The organism is Parasutterella muris (assembly GCF_009767915.1).
In the GTDB taxonomy this organism is placed as follows: Bacteria; Pseudomonadota; Gammaproteobacteria; order Burkholderiales; family Burkholderiaceae_F; genus Parasutterella; species Parasutterella muris.
Genome location: NZ_WSRP01000030.1, coordinates 1 through 15,787, shown reverse-complemented (window position 1 = coordinate 15,787; position 15,787 = coordinate 1). Strand labels below are relative to the sequence as shown.

Here is a 15,787-nt window from a genome sequence, read left to right as displayed (position 1 = left end):
TCAAAGCGGCTCAACCTTGATAACCCTTAGAAACACTCTGCTTTTCTTCTTTTTTCACGATTCTTTACGATTTGCCTTTTCAACAAGGCCGGAAGTGCCCTCGCGCCGAGCCAGTTCGGCAAGCACTTCTTCCGGACGAATACCGGCCTGAGAAAGCACGACCATGCAGTGAAACCATAAGTCCGCCGTCTCGTAGATCAGGTGATCCCGATCTCCGTCTTTGGCGGCCATAATCACTTCGGCAGCTTCCTCCCCGACTTTTTTCAGCGCTCCGTCCGGAGCTTTGGAAAATAATTTGGCGACATAGGAGGTCTTCGGATCTCCGCCTTTGCGGCTGTCAATCACATCGGCAACATCGCTCAGTACTGCAACTCTTTCCATCTTGTATTCCTTATTTCTTACCGTACATCTCTTCGGCGCTGCGAATCACGTCGGAGTTCTCTTTCCAGCTGTCCGCTTCCCAGGTTCGGTAAAAACAGCTTCGGTGACCCGTATGGCAGGCAATACCACCGATTTGCTCAACACGGTAAATCACGGCGTCTGCGTCGCAGTCAAGCAGAATCTGAACAATCTTCTGACGGTTTCCGCTCTCTTCGCCTTTGCGCCAAAGACGAGAGCGGGAGCGGGAAAAATACGTTCCGTATCCGGTCTGCGCGGTCTCTTCAAGCGCCTCGCGATTGGCCCAGGCCAGCATGAGCACCGTCCCGTCCTCTGCGTCCTGAGCGATGACAGGCACCAGCCCGGCATCGTTGAACTTAACACTGTCGGCAATGCTCATCTTTAATCCAGCCTCACGGTAATGCCCTGCGCCTGCATATAGCGCTTGGCCTGCTCAATGGTATATTCGCCGAAATGGAAAATGGAAGCCGCGAGCACCGCGTCCGCGTGTCCCTGCACAATGCCGTCCACCAAGTGCTGCAGATTGCCGACGCCGCCTGAAGCAATAACCGGAATAGTCACTGAGTCGCTGACCGCGCGCGTCAGCGCAAGATCAAAGCCCTGCTTTGTCCCGTCGCCGTCCATGCTGGTTAAAAGAATTTCACCGGCGCCAAGCGCCTGCACTTTCTTTGCCCACTCGACCGCGTCAATCCCGGTCGGCGTGCGTCCGCCCCGAGTGTAGACTTCCCACGTTCCGTCTCCTCGGGCTTTCGCGTCGATCGCGACCACAATCGCCTGACTGCCGTAGGTCGCGGAACACTCCCCAATGAGATCGGGATTGTTGACGCCCGCGGAGTTAATCGAAACCTTGTCGGCTCCGCTGTTTAACAAGCGGCGCACGTCGGAAACCTTACGCACGCCTCCGCCGACCGTCAGCGGAATGAAGACTTGGGCGGCCACGTCTTCAATCACTTTAAGAATTAAATCGCGTTCGTCGGATGTGGCGGTAATGTCCAGAAAGGTCAGTTCATCTGCGCCCTGTTCATCATAACGGCGCGCGATTTCCACCGGATCTCCCGCATCGCGAAGATCAACAAAATTAGTTCCCTTAACAACACGGCCGCCGGTCACATCCAGACACGGAATGATTCGCTTCGCGAGCATAACTGTTAGTCCTCAGAGCCTTCAGACTCTTCAACAAGCTTGAGCGCCTCTGTAAAGTCCAAAGTTCCTTCATAAAGTGAACGGCCGAGAATCGCCATCGTGACGCCGTCGTCCTCAACCGCAAGAAGTTTGCGAATATCTTCCAAATCACGAATACCGCCGGAGGCGATCACGGGGATCGAAAGATGACGCGCAAGATCGGCTGTCGCATCAACGTTGCAGCCGGTCAGCATGCCGTCACGGCTGATGTCGGTATAGAGAATCGCGTCAACGCCGTAGCCCTCGAATCTCTGGGCAAGATCCACTGCGCTGTGACCGGTAGTCTTTGTCCAGCCGTCCGTCATGACCATGCCGTCCTTAGCGTCCAGGGAAACAATGACGCTGCCGCCAAACTGGCAGCAGACGTCATGAAGGAAACCCGGCGCTTTAACCGCGGCTGTGCCGATAACGACATAGTCGGCACCGAAATCCAGTACCTGCTCAACTCTCTCAAGCGTACGCATGCCGCCGCCGATCTCGATCTCCACATCGTCGGAGAATTCGGAAATGATTTTCTTGATCACGGCAAGATTAACCGGTTTGCCGCTCTTAGCGGCATCCAAGTCCACCAAGTGAAGCCGCTGCGCGCCAAGATCAACCCAGTGCTTGGCCTGTGCGACCGGGTCGGTGTTAAACACGGTGATATTGGAAGTCAGGTCACCCTGGCGAAGACGAACACACTGGCCGCCTTTAATATCAATTGCGGGAATTAATAACATGGTATTTCTTTCAAGATTTAGTCAGGATTCCAAGTCAGGAAATTTGCATAAAGAGCGAGACCGGCCGCGGCGCTTTTCTCCGGGTGGAACTGTGTGGCAAACACATTGTCCTTAGCCACCGCAACAGTGACCTCTTTTCCGTAGAAAGTAACGCCCGCGATCAGACTCGGATCTTCGGGTACTACATAATAGCTGTGGACGAAATAAAACCAAGCGCCGTCACTAATGCCGTTCCACATGCGGTGCGGTATTCTCTGAGAAACTCGGTTCCATCCCATCTGCGGAACTTTAAGACGAGCTCCGCTCAGGTCGGTTTGATTAGAAGGAAAACGAACCACGTTTCCTTTGAAAATGTCCAAACCGCCGACATCGCCTTCCTCGCTGTGCGTGAAGAGCATCTGCTCTCCGATGCAGACCGCAAAGAAAGGTTTGTTTTTTACAGCATCGCGAACCGCTTCTTCAAGACCGGTGCGGCGAAGATTCGCAATGCAGTCGGGCATCGCGCCCTGGCCCGGGAAAATCACGCGGTCGGCCTTCATCACATTCTCAGGCAGCGCAGTCACTTCAATCGTGGTGCCAAGCGGCGCAACTTTTTCGACCACCTTGCTGACGCTGCGCAGATTTCCTGAACCATAATCAACAATCGCTATTCTCATAAAACGCCTTTCGTCGAGGGAACACGGCCCATTGCTCGTTCGTCCGGGGCAGCGGCAGTACGCAGCGCGCGTCCGAAAGCTTTAAAGACGGACTCACACTGATGGTGCGCGTTCACGCCCCGCAGGTTGTCAATGTGCAGCGTAATCTTCGCGTTGTTGACGAGCGCAAAGAAAAATTCACGCGGCAGCTGCGTATCCATCTCTCCGATCATCGGAGCGGTAAAGTCCACGTTCCAGACCAAATAGGGACGTCCCGAGAAATCCATAACGACGCGGGAAAGCGCCTCATCAAGGGGCACACAGCTTTGGCCGAAGCGCGTGATGCCGACTTTATTGCCGATCGCCTGAGCAAGACACTGGCCCATCGCGATGCCGATATCTTCAATCGAGTGGTGACCGTCAATCCACAGATCGCCTTCGCACTTGACGTACAAATCGATCATGCCGTGACGGGCGATCTGATGGAGCATATGATCAAAAAAACCGATACCGGTGTGGATGTCGGCCTGTCCGGAGCCATCCAGGTCCATCTTCACAATAATTTCGGTTTCCGCTGTCCTGCGTTCAACCTCGGCTGCTCTGTTCATAATCCGTCCTATTTCTTTTCAAGTTCGCTGACGCGGTACATCGAGCTTGCAGAGTGCGCTGTGAGGAATTCGCCGCGGGCCAGAACGTCGGCAACATGACCAAGTTTTTCCGCGCCCTCTTTGCTGACCTGAAGCACGCTCATGCGCTTCTGGAAATCCCAAACACCAAGCGGGGAAGAATAACGGGCGGTTCTTGATGTCGGCAGAACATGGTTCGGGCCGGCACAGTAGTCGCCGAGCGCTTCACAGGTGTAGGCGCCAAGGAAGAGCGCGCCGGCGTGGTGAATCTTGTCGGCGTATTTTTCCGGTTCTTCGACGGAAAGCTCAAGATGCTCCGGAGCAATCGTATCGGCGACACGGCAGGCCTCATCAATAGAGTCCGTCACAATGATGGCGCCGCGATTCTTCAGGCTGGCTTCAATGATTTCCTTACGGCTCATATTCGGAAGCTGACGTTTAATAGACTCTTCCACCTTGTCGGCAAATTCGGCGTCCGGCGTGAGCAGAATCGCCTGAGCCAGCTCGTCATGCTCGGCCTGACTGAACAGATCCATCGCAATCCAGTCGGGGTTGGTCTTACCGTCGCAAATCACGAGAATTTCAGAGGGGCCCGCGATCATATCGATGCCGACCGTACCGAACACATAACGTTTGGCAGCAGCGACATAGGCGTTGCCCGGTCCGACAATCTTATCAACCGCAGGAATCGTTTTAGTACCGTAGGCCATTGCGGCGACCGCCTGAGCTCCGCCGATGGTGTAGCACTCCTTAACGCCGGCAAGCGCAGCAGCAGCCAAAACCAGCTGATTGGGTTTGCCGCCCGGAGTCGGAACCACCATCACGATTCTGCCGACACCGGCCACGTGAGCCGGCATAGCGTTCATCAGAACGGAAGACGGGTAAGCGGCCTTACCGCCCGGGACGTACAGACCGACAGAGTCCAACGGGATATAACGAATACCGAGCTTGGTTCCGTCTTTTTCGGTGATCGACCAGCTCTGACCGATTTCATGCTCATGGAAAGAACGAATTCGCTGAGCGGCGGTCTTAAGCGCCTGTTTCTGATCTTCAGGAAGCGTCTCGAGCGCTTTTTTAAGATCCTCTTCGGTCAGAAGGAACTCTTCCATGCTTTTGGCGTCCATATGATCGAAGCGATTGGTGTATTCAAGCACCGCCTCGTCGCCTCTTTTACGCACATCCTCGACAATCGCCTCGGCTCTGCGCGTAATCTCCGGATCAACCGAGGAGTCCACAGCGACCAGTTCGGAGAACTTCGCAGCGAAGTCCGCATCCTTTGTATTCAGTCTTCTAATGATCATTTTTTCACCGTTTTTTCGAAAATTTCAATCAGCGGCAAAATCTCCTGCCGCTTTAATTTCATTGCCGTCTGTCCGACAATCAGTCGAGAAGACACGTGATCGATTGTTTCCACTTCCACCAAATCATTCGCTTTGAGCGTCGCGCCGGTGCTGACCAAATCAACAATCGCGTCGGAAAGACCCGCGATCGGCGCAAGCTCCATCGAGCCGTACAGCTTGATCAAATCCACATGAACGCCGATTCGCGCGTAGTAGTCACGCGAATACTTCATATACTTCGTCGCAATTCTGAGGCGCGCTCCGCGTCTGACCTTGCTTCGGTAATCAAAATCGCGGGGACAGGCAACGCACATGCGGCATTTCGCGATATTCAGATCGAGCGGAATATAAAGTCCGGAGCCGCCGTGTTCATACAGTGAATCCTTTCCCGCGACACCCATGTCCGCCGCGCCGTACTGCACGTAAGTCGGCACGTCGCTTGCGCGGACAACCACGATGCGCAGATCCGGGTTATTGGTTCCAATAATCAGTTTGCGGGAAGTTTCCGGGTCTTCCAGAGGGTAGATGCCGGCCGCCGCCAAAAAGGGCAGCGTTTCCGTAAAAATTCTTCCTTTAGATAGTGCGAGCGTAATCATTCTTTGACTCTCTTGATATCAGCTCCGAGCGCTCTGAGCTTTTCCTCCATCTTTTCGTATCCGCGGTCCAGATGGTAAATTCGATCGACGGTGGATTCTCCGTCTGCGGCAAGCGCCGCGATGACTAACGCCGCGCTCGCGCGCAGATCCGTCGCCATAAGGGGCGCCCCGGAAAGTCTGGATACGCCACGAACCGTCGCGGTGTGTCCGTCAATTGTTATGTCGGCACCGAGTCTCTGCAGCTCGGGCACATGCATGAATCGATTCTCAAAAATGGTTTCGTCCACACGGGCGGCCCCTTCAGCGATGGTGTCAAGCGCCATAAACTGCGCCTGCATATCAGTCGGAAAAGCCGGATACGGCGCAGTACGAATATCAACCGCTTTCAGAGTTTTTCCGGCGCCCGCTTCAATCCAATCGTCCCCGAAAGTAACTTCGGCGCCCGACTCTCTCAGTTTGTCGATGACCACGGCAAGATCTCTCGGATTGCAGTGCGTCACACGGGCTTTTCCGCCGGTGGCGACCGCGGCAACCAGGAAGCTTCCGACTTCAATGCGGTCGCTCATGACCGTATGCGTCGTGCCGTGCAGCTTCTCAACGCCTTCAATAATGATTCGATCGGTGCCCGCGCCCTGAATCTTTGCGCCCATGGCGTTCAGACAGTCGGCCAGGTCGACCACTTCCGGCTCACGTGCCGCGTTTTCCAGTACCGTTGTACCTTCGGCGAGCACCGCGGCCATCATCAGGTTTTCCGTTCCGGTCACCGTCACCATATCGGTCACGATAAGAGTGCCTTTAAGCTTGTCGGCCGAGGCGCTGACATAGCCGTGGTCAATAGTCACCTCGGTTCCAAGCGCTTTCAGGCCTTTGATGTGCTGATCAACCGGTCTTGCGCCGATCGAGCAGCCGCCGGGCAGCGATACCTTGGCCTTGCCAAAGCGCGCGACAAGCGGGCAGAGCACAAGAATAGATGCCCGCATGGTCTTCACCAGATCGTATGAAGCTTCAGTGGATGTAATGTTCGACGCTTCGATCGTAACCGCGTGGTCCGAGCGCGTCACTTTGCAGCCCAGATCTTCCAAAAGTCTGAGCATGGTTCTGACATCGGCCAAATCCGGAAGATTATGGAAAACCATCGGCTCTTCCGTTAAAAGCGATGCGGCGAGCAAAGGAAGCGCCGCATTCTTTGCGCCGGAGGCTCTGATTTCCCCGCGCAGCGGTTTTCCGCCGGTGATAACTAGTTTTTGCACTGAGCAACTCCAAACAAAACAGTTCGAGTGCGCCGAACAAATACGGTCACACCCATAACACATTGAGTTTATAGCGATAGCAAAGCGAATTGGCGCTTTGCAGCGCTTTTTTTTCAAGATTTATTTATCTCGGGAGCAAGACATGAAAAACCGCGGGACAGCTTTTTTCCGCCAATCCCGCGGTCTCACCCGATCTTCTACTTCGCGTATTCTCTCCAGTCTCCGCTGTCGAGCTTAACGTAGTCTTTTCCGTTGTAATTGATGACCTTCGCATTGGCGTTCTCAGAGACAGAATGCGTCTGAGGAAGCCCCTTCACCAGCTCTTCGAGCGTCTCAGAGCCCTCCGGTTTGCCAAAGAAGTTCGTCTCAAGCACGCGTCCGATCAGCGTGCTGATCGCAAGATAACTGGTCTTTTGCGTCACATTGACCGGTCCGCCCTGAGGCTGGATGCCGATGAACTTCACGAGCGCGGGCACATGTGTAATGGACGGGCTCGGGATATCGCGAAGATGTGCGACCTGAACCTTGTCGCCCTGCTCGGCGGCGCCATGCTCGGGCACAACCACCAGCATGACTTTGCGGCCGCTCTTTTCAATATCGGAAATCAGCGTATCCAAATCATCCAGCATCGCTTTGGCACGCGGCTTAAACGGTGCAAGACGGCGTTTGCCGGCAAAACGGTTGCCGTCATGCAGCGCAATCAGATTCACGAAAGTCGCGCTCTTATGATCGCTGCTCTCAGCTGTCTTTTCCCAGTCTTTAAAGACCGCTCTGGCGTCTCCGATCGGTTCCTCATCAAAGGAGTCATAGCGCTTGGGATACTTCATTTCTTCAAGACGCGGCGTCAGACCGGCCAAGTGTCTGAGGCTCTGATAGAAGTTGTCGTATTTGCCGCTGTGATCCATGAACACATACTGGTTGTAGCCGAGATGACCGAGTCGGCTCATGATTTCGCAGTCGGGATTGCGCCCTTCATACAAATCCTCGTGCGAGGGCTGTCCGCAGGCGGACTTCAGCAGACGAAGCGCTGCAGGACCTGAGTACGAAGTTGCCGAATTAAAGTTCTCAAATCGAATATTGAACTTCTGCAGCACTTCATGATTGTCCAGGCCCACCGCTTTCAAATCCGAATTGGAGAGCGAACAGATATTCAGAAGAAGAATATCAAACGGAGTATCGGTCTTCGGCAAAGAGTCAGGCCATACCGCACGGCGATCCTTCTCAGTGTCGTGGAACGTCTTAAGCCACTCGTCAAGATTGCGGGATGTCGGATCAAGCGTCTGCGGAATCAGATCGCTCTTAACCTCTTCTGCGCCTTCTTTTTTAGCGCTGTCGGCTGCAGCCACGGTTTCCGCCGGCACCGGAGCGGGCCGCTGAAACAGCGGCTGCCATACCGGTGCGAGCAGCAAAATCACCAGATAGCCGATTGTGAAGGTCGTGACGCGCACATAATCGCGGATCGCATAATAGACCACAATCAGCACCAAGCCGATACCGATCATCTCGAAATTAAGGAAGTTCAGCAGTGAATCCACAATGTAGCCGGTCTCCATCGCCGCGACATTGTGGAAGTTTCCCTTGATGCTTTCAAGTCCCGGCAGCCAGCTCTCGCTGTAAACCAGCGCGAATGCCGCGCAGACAGCCGCAAGAGTTCTAAGCCATCTCAGCCAGCGGTTCTGCAGCGGGAACATGACAAAAATCAGCAGAAGAACGTTATGCAGAAGATTCAGCGTGAGATAGCCGAATCCCGCAAGAAGAAATTCTCCGATGAAAAAGACGTTCCAAAGGCCGAGACCTTTCCACTTTTCCTTTTTATTACCCGTCGACGCCATGTTGTCTTCTCAAATTAATTCGGAGTCTTGGTATCGATAACGAGATCGTTGCTCGGAATAATCAGACGGCCCTTCTCGTCAAAAGCAAACGCTCGGTAATCGAAGCCGAGACCGAACATAATCAGGCAGTTGCGATAGTAGTTCACGCCTGTCATTTTAGTCGATGTGAGTACCGTGCGAATAATGGCGCCCGCTTTGTCGCTGCTGACGTAAGGAAGGAAGCACGCTCCGAAAGCGTCCACTTCCCAGCCGCTGAAAGTCATATCGCCGAGATTCACCTTTTCAGGCGGCAGATTCGTGCGTCTGACCGCATCAATCATAGGACCGTAGTGCTTGGCCAGAAGTTCGTAGTTCTGATCTTTCGGAGAAAGCATGGACGCCCACAGGTAAGTGCGGATTGCGTTGTAGCTGCCTTCCATTTTGTTCGGATCGACCAGGCGGCCGCTGCTGTCAAATTTTGCCCAGTCGGGTGCGGCTCCGTCCGGGGAGCTGCGGATCATCGCGTTAATCAGCCCTTCCAGAACCGGCTGCCAATAAGGATCGTGCTCGGCAAAGCGACGAAGGATCTGCGGCGGATAGTAGCTCGGGTTGATCGTGATGATGCCTTTATCTTCAAAACCGACCCGCCCCGGCAGGATGACTTTGCCGACATTGGGAATATCACGAACAAGCTCCTTGAGCTTTGCGAGGTAGTCGTTCGCGCGCGCTTCATACTCAGGCGCGTTCCAAATACGGGCCGCTTCAAGCAGTGAATACGCAATCCACATATCGGAGTCGGTCGCGTTATTTGTATCCATAATCTTGCCGGGATTTTCCATCTTCCCATCCGGAATGCCCCAAAGCCAGGATGGCTGATCCTTTCCTAGATTGTTTTCAGACCATGCAAAGACCTGATCAAACGTCTTACGATCATTGGCGACAAGCGCGTAGAACATGGCGTAGGACTGACCTTCCGAAGTCGTGATCAGGTTCTTCTCACTGTAATCAACGACACGGCCTTCTTCCGTAACATTAGTCGACTTAAATTCGTCCCAAAGATCCCAAGCCAGAGCCTGTGTCGAAAACGCGGCTGACAGCAGGCAGGCGATAAGTAATTTTCTTTTCATGTCGATCTGCTCCTTAATGACGCCGGCTGCGGTATCTGATAATTGAGTGCATCAGATAGTAGATTCCGCCTGCAAACAGGAGGGCGCAAAGTAATGTGAAAAGAACCAGCAGAAGTGGCTGATCCAGCAGCGAGTACCAAACACGCTGATGCCAAGGGAGCGACCCGGTGTAATAAGAGGGGCCCGCCTCAAAGCTTGAGGGCACTGCGTTGGGTCTGAAAATTGCGACACTCCCGCCGACAACCTTGAGATCCCCGGGATTCATCAGACGTTTATTGAGAATAAAACTTCCGTCCTGTCCGTCTCCCATCAAAGTAACGACGGAGCGGCCGCTACTGTATGGCGATTCATACTGCGCCATCGCGGCGATACCAGTATCCTCGGTCACAAGTGTTCGACCCGTATTGTCCGCTTTCTCACTGAATTGATTTTTGTCGTTGCCGCGCATCTTTTCAAGAAGCACCTCCGGCTCAAGTTTTTCCAGTCCGGAGAGATCCTGACTGGTTTCGGCAAAAACTAAAATATCCTTATCTTTTGCGTTGCCGTTGCGTACTGCGGAATCAACTGTGACTTTCGTAGCTGGATAGCCGATCTGAGCACCGATTCGCCCCATTGTGTTCAGCATAGTTGAAACAACGTTTGCCGGCGCCTGATCTCGAATCAGAACAAGCGTCTGGGAAAGATCCGCGTACTTGGAGAATGGGAAGCCGCTGACGGTGAAAAGCTTCAAATCCGGCAGGCGCGCAAAGTGGTAGAACCCAGAAAAATCAATGGTCGAGTTCGGATCGATTTCCACCTGATTCGGAATCAGTGCGACACTCTTGCAGTTTTCCGTCGTACCTCCGGAGACGCTAAGCGCGTACTGGAAATCAAACGTCATCATGTTCTCTGCCGAAAGCAGACGGCTCGGAATCGATGTGTTATTCCACAGATTCGCCAATCCGTTCAGCATAGAGAACTGAGAGGCGAAGGAATTGCTGTTGGTATCCGGCTTCAGCTCGTAGGATTCCACCAGCTGATCGTTCAGTAAAAAGCGCATCTGAGCCGCTTCGCGGTTCGTGGGCTTGGTGTAGCGGTAACGAAGATCGAGATTAACGTTGCTGCTAGTCACCATAAACAGGTCCGGCGGAAGCTTAACTTCGAGCTTAATGGGAGCCGGGTGCAGTCCAGTGCTTGTCAACTGACCGCGATACTTAGCAATTTTGTCAAAGCTGACTTTTTCGCCGGTCGGAATCCATGCGGGCGCGTCATACGCTTTTCTATCGGGAAGCGCACTGAAGCCTTCGATTGTCACAAGACCGCCAGCGATCCCCTTATCTTGCGCAGCGAGGTAGCGCGCGGCCGTCAGCAGATCGTCCTCATTGCGCCCCGCGATCACAAGAATCTTGGCGAACATAGTGTTGGGCGCGTCCACAACAGAAACTGTCGGCGCATTAACCTTCGGCAGGAACTTCAGAAAGTCCGGACGACTGTCGTTGGTGACAAAGGCAACAAAATTCTGATCCGACGGCTGCTCGTTGTAATAAACCGGAAAGTCAATGCCGCGCCATTCCGCCTTAACACCTGCCCAGGAAGCGACCACTGCGGCAGCCTGCTTCATCAGATTATTTGGAGCCGAAGCAAACACAACCGGCAGTGTTGTAGCCGACGGGCTCAGCGTGTTGACAAACGGTGTCGGAATAAGCGAAAGATCATTCGCAAGACGAACCATCTGAGTGCTGAGCGTAAGGAAACTTGACGAATCCACAGTCAGCCAAAGCGAGGGGTTGGAAACCGAACCGCAGACGTTCGTATAGGCCCCTACAAATTCCAGCGTAATGCGGTTAGTCTCCTCAATCTGCTTCGGATTGAAATCAACGGTTGCTGAAACCTGACTGCCAAGCTGTTCCTTTGTCACGGGCAGAGACTTCTGAAGCTGACCGTTCAGATAGACATTCAGTTGACTCTGCTGAGGGATCAGTGCCGGCGACGGGGTGTAGCGCAGAGTTACAGACGCCTTGGAAATCACTTCGTTTTTAGGCGAATAAAAACGAAAGGAGCGCTCGTTGTAGATGCCCGTCATCTTGATCTGATCGATCATGCCCTCGGTGGAGTAGCTAAAGAGCGGAGTATCGCGGCGAATGACCGGAATCTGATCCACTCTAAAGTTCGGCTGAACATCTCTAATATAGGTCGGCTCGAGCTGGGCGGAGAAGGCGGGGTTGCCTAATGAGCCGATGACCGCACTGAGAACACAAAGCGTTGCGCCTTTCAGGGATAAATGTAGCCTTTGCGTAAAATTCATATTTTTCTGGCCTAGAACTGTGGTTTATCTATATATGTTTTAAAGATTGTACGTCTTTCTTATCGTTTTCACCTGTTTCTTCCCTTCTTAGCGCATTAATTGGGTATGCTCCGAGTCCTCAAAAGGAGAGTTTTTACTGTCCTTGCGGAACTCGGGGAAGCGGGGAATAAAACTAATCACTTCGCGCACGCACCAGCTGACAGACTTAAAGAACCAACCGACGGAGTTGGAAGAATAATTTGCAAAAGAAATTGCCCCAAGTTTAGCTATCTGCAGGAGCGATTCTGCGCCCGAGAGCATGCCATAGGGCTTGACTTCCGACTGCTTCTGAATCCAAATATCCGGCGTCCCGAACGTCGCACTCACATAGTGCATTTCCTCAACTCGTGTATCCTGTCGAACGATAACTTCCAAAACACCTTTATCAAATACCGCGTCGACCACGCAATGAAATGAGTATCCCGGATGATGTTTAGTACCAAATGTCATCGTGATTTCCTGATTCGGTTCAAAGAACTGAACATCCTGCGGGTTGATCGTAATCACACAGTCCTTCTGGGAAAAGGCAGCAAGCTTGGCCGATATATTCTTCTCCCCGACTTTGAGCTGAACCGACGTCTTAAACGCAATACGCGGGAACTTTCGCTTCTGAACGCTTTCCACGCAAACAGCCATCGCTGCAAAAAGGATGACCAGGTTGTATGCGATCCAGACTAAGTTGATCAGAATCATCATGACCTCATAGGAGCTCGCGCCGATCATTCGATATATACCGATCAGGAAACCCAACATATTCAAAGAAAGCAAAAGCAGATACGGTTTCGAGACTGCCCAATCCAGATACGCTTTATCAATAACGCCGCCCTTTGCTGTTACGTTGAATTTTCCTTTGTGCGGCGCAATGAGTGCAACCAGGGTCGGCACAAAGATGTACCAGGACAGAATGGTTTCGTAGAGTGCGCTGACAAAAGGAAAACGGTAACCTCGGTGAATCGCGTACGTCGTCATAGTTGAATGCACCATGTGTGGGACCAGATAGACGAAGATTGCGATTGCGCTTGCATAGATCACGTAGACATCGGCAAAAAGGAACGGGAGCGGTGCAATCAGGAAAATAATTCTCGGCAGACCGTGCAGAAAGTGGATCATCGCATTCAGAAAGCACAGACGCTGCGGTATCGAGAGACCTTTCCCAAACAACGGATTATCCAGTCGGAAAATCTGAACCATGCCTCTGGCCCAGCGGATGCGCTGACCGATATGCGCAGCAAGCGTCTCCGTACTCAGCCCTGCTGAAAGCGGCGTGCTGAGGAAAGCCGAGCTCCAGCCCTTACGGTTGAGCTTCAGTGAAGTATGAGCATCCTCCGTCACAGTTTCTACCGCAATGCCGCCCACCTCTTCGAGCGCTTTGCGGCGCATGATAGCGCAAGAGCCGCAAAACATCGTAGCGTTCCATGTGTCATTGCCTTTCTGAATGAAGTCATGAAAGAGTGAATTCTCATTCGGAACGTTGTCTTTCAGGTGCAAGTTTTTCTCAAACGGATCCTGAGAATAGAAATGATGCGGCGTCTGAACCAGCGCAACTTTCGGATCCTTGATAAACCAGCCCATGGTCTTTTGCAGAAACGTACGCACAGGGACATGGTCACAGTCAAAAATGGCGATAAATTCCCCATTGGTAATGCTCATCGCATGATTGATGTTTCCTGCCTTAGCATGATTATGCTTTTCCCGTTTAATGTAGTGAGCGCCCACTTCGGCAGCAAAATCCTCAAATTCTTTACGGCTTCCGTCATCAAGAATATGCACGTTGAGCTTAGATTTTTCCCAATCCTGACAGAGCGCCGCGTAGACAGTTGGCTTCACCACATCCAACGGTTCATTATATGTAGGAATAAAAATATCGACTGTCGGCCACTGTGACGGCTCTTTAGGTATCGGAGCGGGTTTTCTATCCAACACCCAGCAGACTTGGAAGTAGCCCAGAAGCATCACAATAAAAGCGTAAGTCTCCGCCAAAATCAGAAGCCAAGTGAAAATCACCGACGTATAGCTGTTGGGATTGATAGTTTCGCTATAACGCCACCAAATATAGCGAGAGGAAACGATCACGGAGATCACGATCAGCATAAGCAGCGTCAAACGAGTATGCGCTTGAAAAAGCGTGAGCGCGATTGTTCCAAGAATCAGCAAAAAGATAATTTGTTCGTCCAGACTAAAGGGCTGTGTCACGCAGAGCACATAGAGAAAGAGTCCGACAATAAGAAGGAAGCCAATAAATATTTTTTTCCCCAGAGAAATCTTCCCGGCGGAGTCTCTATGCTCAGGCAAATCGATTTTTTCCGATACCAGTGACTTAGAAAGACGCTCGGAAACACGGCGGACAAGGCGGTTCGCTTTCTTTGCCGCCATGACGGTCCAGCGGAAAAGAAAAAAGGTAGAAAAGTGACTATTCTTAGACTGCCGAAGCGCGGTTTCTTCTTTACTTGATGCAAAAAGCATCAAGAATATCAGCTGGATAAACACCCTGACGGAATCCAGAGGACGAAGCCGATGAAAGTTAATCTGCGGAAAATAGAAATCTTTGCCACGTTTAAGCCTCTGAAAAACCGGCGACTCGATTGGAAAAAGCAACCAGGCGGCTCCCAAAGCCAACAAGTTAATAAAATAACTGACGCCGCCGGTCGTGTTTGACCGCAAATAGTTAGAGACTCGCGATATTCGGTCTTTGGCTCCGTTAATCAGGTCAAAAAGAAGCATAGCAGGCGGTAAGTTTTGTTATTTGTTAGTTAATAAGTATAAGTGCTGAGAGGTATAAGAAATCAAATCTGTGTTGCTCTGCACTGTTTCAAGCTCACAAATACCATATTTCTTCTGCCCCTATTCTATTCAATGAACTTACCTCTAAAAATGCATCACATGGCAAGAAGGTTCCGTGGTGAGATAGATACATTCACTTGAGACTAAGAGATTGGTTCAATACTTATTCAATGGAATGGAGGAGTATCGAGAAATTGAGCAACTATCGGGGGTTCCGAAAGATATTCTGCGTTTAGAGAAGGCTAATCTCGCATAACTAAAGATTGGATTGCTTCCGAAGAGCACCATCCTCTCTTCCCATCAGTGAAAGAGAAGGAATAGTTAAGCAAGTCTTCGTCACGAACTTTCGCAAGTTCTATTGCGAAACAGAGAAGTTCCGATCCGCAGTATAGGCAGCTGAGTTCTATGGCCTGGAATCTCGTTCAATTCATCGGTAAGTTAAACCCGAATACAAAAGACATGCAACAGCTGGGATAACAAAAGACCCGAAGACGGGCATGTACGCTACTCGATTACATCTGTTCTAGTGTACGCCCTTTAATCCAAGAATGGAACTGAGAATTCATCACCTACATTGAAGATCACACACCAACTCATTCATTATAAAGTTATAAAATACAATAAGTTATCTTCCATAATGTGATATCGAGTAACTTTACAAAAGTAAGAAATAATTCAGATTTTGTTACTTCCCTCCAACCAACCGCATACCGACGTTTTCTTGAATGGTTGATACCGAATTTAGAACCTGAATTCCCGCTCCTAGATTACAAAAATCGGGGCGGGGATTTTTATTTTCAACTTCTGCATAAGTTCCTTGTAACGCTTTGGGATCTCGTGCCAGAGATATGTGACTTGGCCCTCAGGAGCGAACTTATAGACAGTTAATGCATTAAGCTCACTTATCAGGCGTGGAGCTTGCTCAGGGTCAATGTTGGCGTCCTGCATCCGCTTATGCAGCATCAGTCTTAAACTCAGAGCTAAATACGTGACAAAGA

At 51.7% G+C, this 15,787-nt stretch carries 14 protein-coding genes; all 14 read right to left on the bottom strand.

The features are described 5' to 3' along the window. Window positions 1-54: 54 nt before the first annotated feature. Entirely contained in the window at window positions 55-381 is a 327-nt protein-coding gene (locus E5987_RS09435; RefSeq protein ID WP_160335839.1) for a phosphoribosyl-ATP diphosphatase, read from the bottom strand. A gap of 10 nt (window positions 382-391) precedes the next feature. Further along, complete coding sequence (gene hisI / locus E5987_RS09430) at window positions 392-778, bottom strand: phosphoribosyl-AMP cyclohydrolase (protein WP_202074611.1); 387 nt, start codon at window positions 776-778, stop codon at window positions 392-394. A 2-nt stretch (window positions 779-780) separates the two neighbouring features. Next, a complete protein-coding gene (gene hisF, locus E5987_RS09425; protein WP_160335838.1) occupies window positions 781-1,542 on the bottom strand; it encodes an imidazole glycerol phosphate synthase subunit HisF in 762 nt (253 codons plus the stop codon). A gap of 5 nt (window positions 1,543-1,547) precedes the next feature. Next, on the bottom strand, window positions 1,548-2,300 hold the full coding sequence (hisA, locus tag E5987_RS09420) for a 1-(5-phosphoribosyl)-5-[(5-phosphoribosylamino)methylideneamino]imidazole-4-carboxamide isomerase (RefSeq protein ID WP_160335837.1): 753 nt from the start codon (window positions 2,298-2,300) through the stop codon (window positions 1,548-1,550). 17 nt (window positions 2,301-2,317) lie between these two features. Continuing rightward, window positions 2,318-2,956: an imidazole glycerol phosphate synthase subunit HisH gene (gene hisH, locus E5987_RS09415; protein ID WP_160335836.1), complete on the bottom strand. Its 639-nt coding sequence runs from the start codon at window positions 2,954-2,956 to the stop codon at window positions 2,318-2,320. Further along, window positions 2,953-3,543 (bottom strand): imidazoleglycerol-phosphate dehydratase HisB, encoded by a 591-nt coding sequence (gene hisB, locus E5987_RS09410; protein WP_160335835.1) that lies wholly within the window; start codon window positions 3,541-3,543, stop codon window positions 2,953-2,955. The genes hisH and hisB overlap by 4 nt, the downstream gene beginning before the upstream one ends. A gap of 8 nt (window positions 3,544-3,551) precedes the next feature. Beyond that, the gene (gene hisD / locus E5987_RS09405) at window positions 3,552-4,862 is read right to left on the bottom strand and encodes a histidinol dehydrogenase (protein ID WP_160335834.1); all 1,311 of its coding nucleotides are present in this window, start codon (window positions 4,860-4,862) and stop codon (window positions 3,552-3,554) included. Beyond that, window positions 4,859-5,497 (bottom strand): ATP phosphoribosyltransferase, encoded by a 639-nt coding sequence (gene hisG, locus E5987_RS09400; protein WP_160335833.1) that lies wholly within the window; start codon window positions 5,495-5,497, stop codon window positions 4,859-4,861. Before hisG ends, hisD begins: the two co-directional genes overlap by 4 nt. Beyond that, window positions 5,494-6,747, bottom strand: coding sequence for a UDP-N-acetylglucosamine 1-carboxyvinyltransferase (gene murA / locus E5987_RS09395; protein ID WP_160335832.1), 1,254 nt, complete (start codon window positions 6,745-6,747; stop codon window positions 5,494-5,496). The genes hisG and murA overlap by 4 nt, the downstream gene beginning before the upstream one ends. A 197-nt stretch (window positions 6,748-6,944) precedes the next feature. After that, window positions 6,945-8,579 (bottom strand): cellulose biosynthesis protein BcsG, encoded by a 1,635-nt coding sequence (gene bcsG / locus E5987_RS09390; protein ID WP_160335831.1) that lies wholly within the window; start codon window positions 8,577-8,579, stop codon window positions 6,945-6,947. Between the two features lie 14 nt (window positions 8,580-8,593). Continuing rightward, window positions 8,594-9,685 carry a cellulose synthase complex periplasmic endoglucanase BcsZ gene (bcsZ, locus tag E5987_RS09385; RefSeq protein WP_160335830.1) on the bottom strand — a complete coding sequence of 364 codons (1,092 nt, stop codon included), beginning with the start codon at window positions 9,683-9,685 and terminating at the stop codon, window positions 8,594-8,596. Between the two features lie 13 nt (window positions 9,686-9,698). After that, window positions 9,699-11,969: a cellulose biosynthesis cyclic di-GMP-binding regulatory protein BcsB gene (bcsB, locus tag E5987_RS09380; RefSeq protein WP_160335829.1), complete on the bottom strand. Its 2,271-nt coding sequence runs from the start codon at window positions 11,967-11,969 to the stop codon at window positions 9,699-9,701. An 87-nt stretch (window positions 11,970-12,056) separates the two neighbouring features. Further along, complete coding sequence (gene bcsA, locus E5987_RS09375; protein ID WP_160335828.1) at window positions 12,057-14,729, bottom strand: UDP-forming cellulose synthase catalytic subunit; 2,673 nt, start codon at window positions 14,727-14,729, stop codon at window positions 12,057-12,059. 822 nt (window positions 14,730-15,551) lie between these two features. After that, a partial coding sequence (locus E5987_RS13110) for a hypothetical protein (RefSeq protein ID WP_237178776.1) occupies window positions 15,552-15,787 on the bottom strand: 236 nt, incomplete at its 5' end.

What these genes read in the sequence shown, in the direction of transcription:
- E5987_RS09435 (WP_160335839.1), bottom strand. Translation starts at nt 381, where the DNA reads ATGGAAAGAGTTGCAGTACTGAGCGATGTTGCCGATGTGATTGACAGC.
- hisI (WP_202074611.1), bottom strand. Translation starts at nt 778, where the DNA reads ATGAGCATTGCCGACAGTGTTAAGTTCAACGATGCCGGGCTGGTGCCT.
- hisF (WP_160335838.1), bottom strand. Translation starts at nt 1,542, where the DNA reads ATGCTCGCGAAGCGAATCATTCCGTGTCTGGATGTGACCGGCGGCCGT.
- hisA (WP_160335837.1), bottom strand. Translation starts at nt 2,300, where the DNA reads ATGTTATTAATTCCCGCAATTGATATTAAAGGCGGCCAGTGTGTTCGT.
- hisH (WP_160335836.1), bottom strand. Translation starts at nt 2,956, where the DNA reads ATGAGAATAGCGATTGTTGATTATGGTTCAGGAAATCTGCGCAGCGTC.
- hisB (WP_160335835.1), bottom strand. Translation starts at nt 3,543, where the DNA reads ATGAACAGAGCAGCCGAGGTTGAACGCAGGACAGCGGAAACCGAAATT.
- hisD (WP_160335834.1), bottom strand. Translation starts at nt 4,862, where the DNA reads ATGATCATTAGAAGACTGAATACAAAGGATGCGGACTTCGCTGCGAAG.
- hisG (WP_160335833.1), bottom strand. Translation starts at nt 5,497, where the DNA reads ATGATTACGCTCGCACTATCTAAAGGAAGAATTTTTACGGAAACGCTG.
- bcsG (WP_160335831.1), bottom strand. Translation starts at nt 8,579, where the DNA reads ATGGCGTCGACGGGTAATAAAAAGGAAAAGTGGAAAGGTCTCGGCCTT.
- bcsZ (WP_160335830.1), bottom strand. Translation starts at nt 9,685, where the DNA reads ATGAAAAGAAAATTACTTATCGCCTGCCTGCTGTCAGCCGCGTTTTCG.
- bcsB (WP_160335829.1), bottom strand. Translation starts at nt 11,969, where the DNA reads ATGAATTTTACGCAAAGGCTACATTTATCCCTGAAAGGCGCAACGCTT.
- bcsA (WP_160335828.1), bottom strand. Translation starts at nt 14,729, where the DNA reads ATGCTTCTTTTTGACCTGATTAACGGAGCCAAAGACCGAATATCGCGA.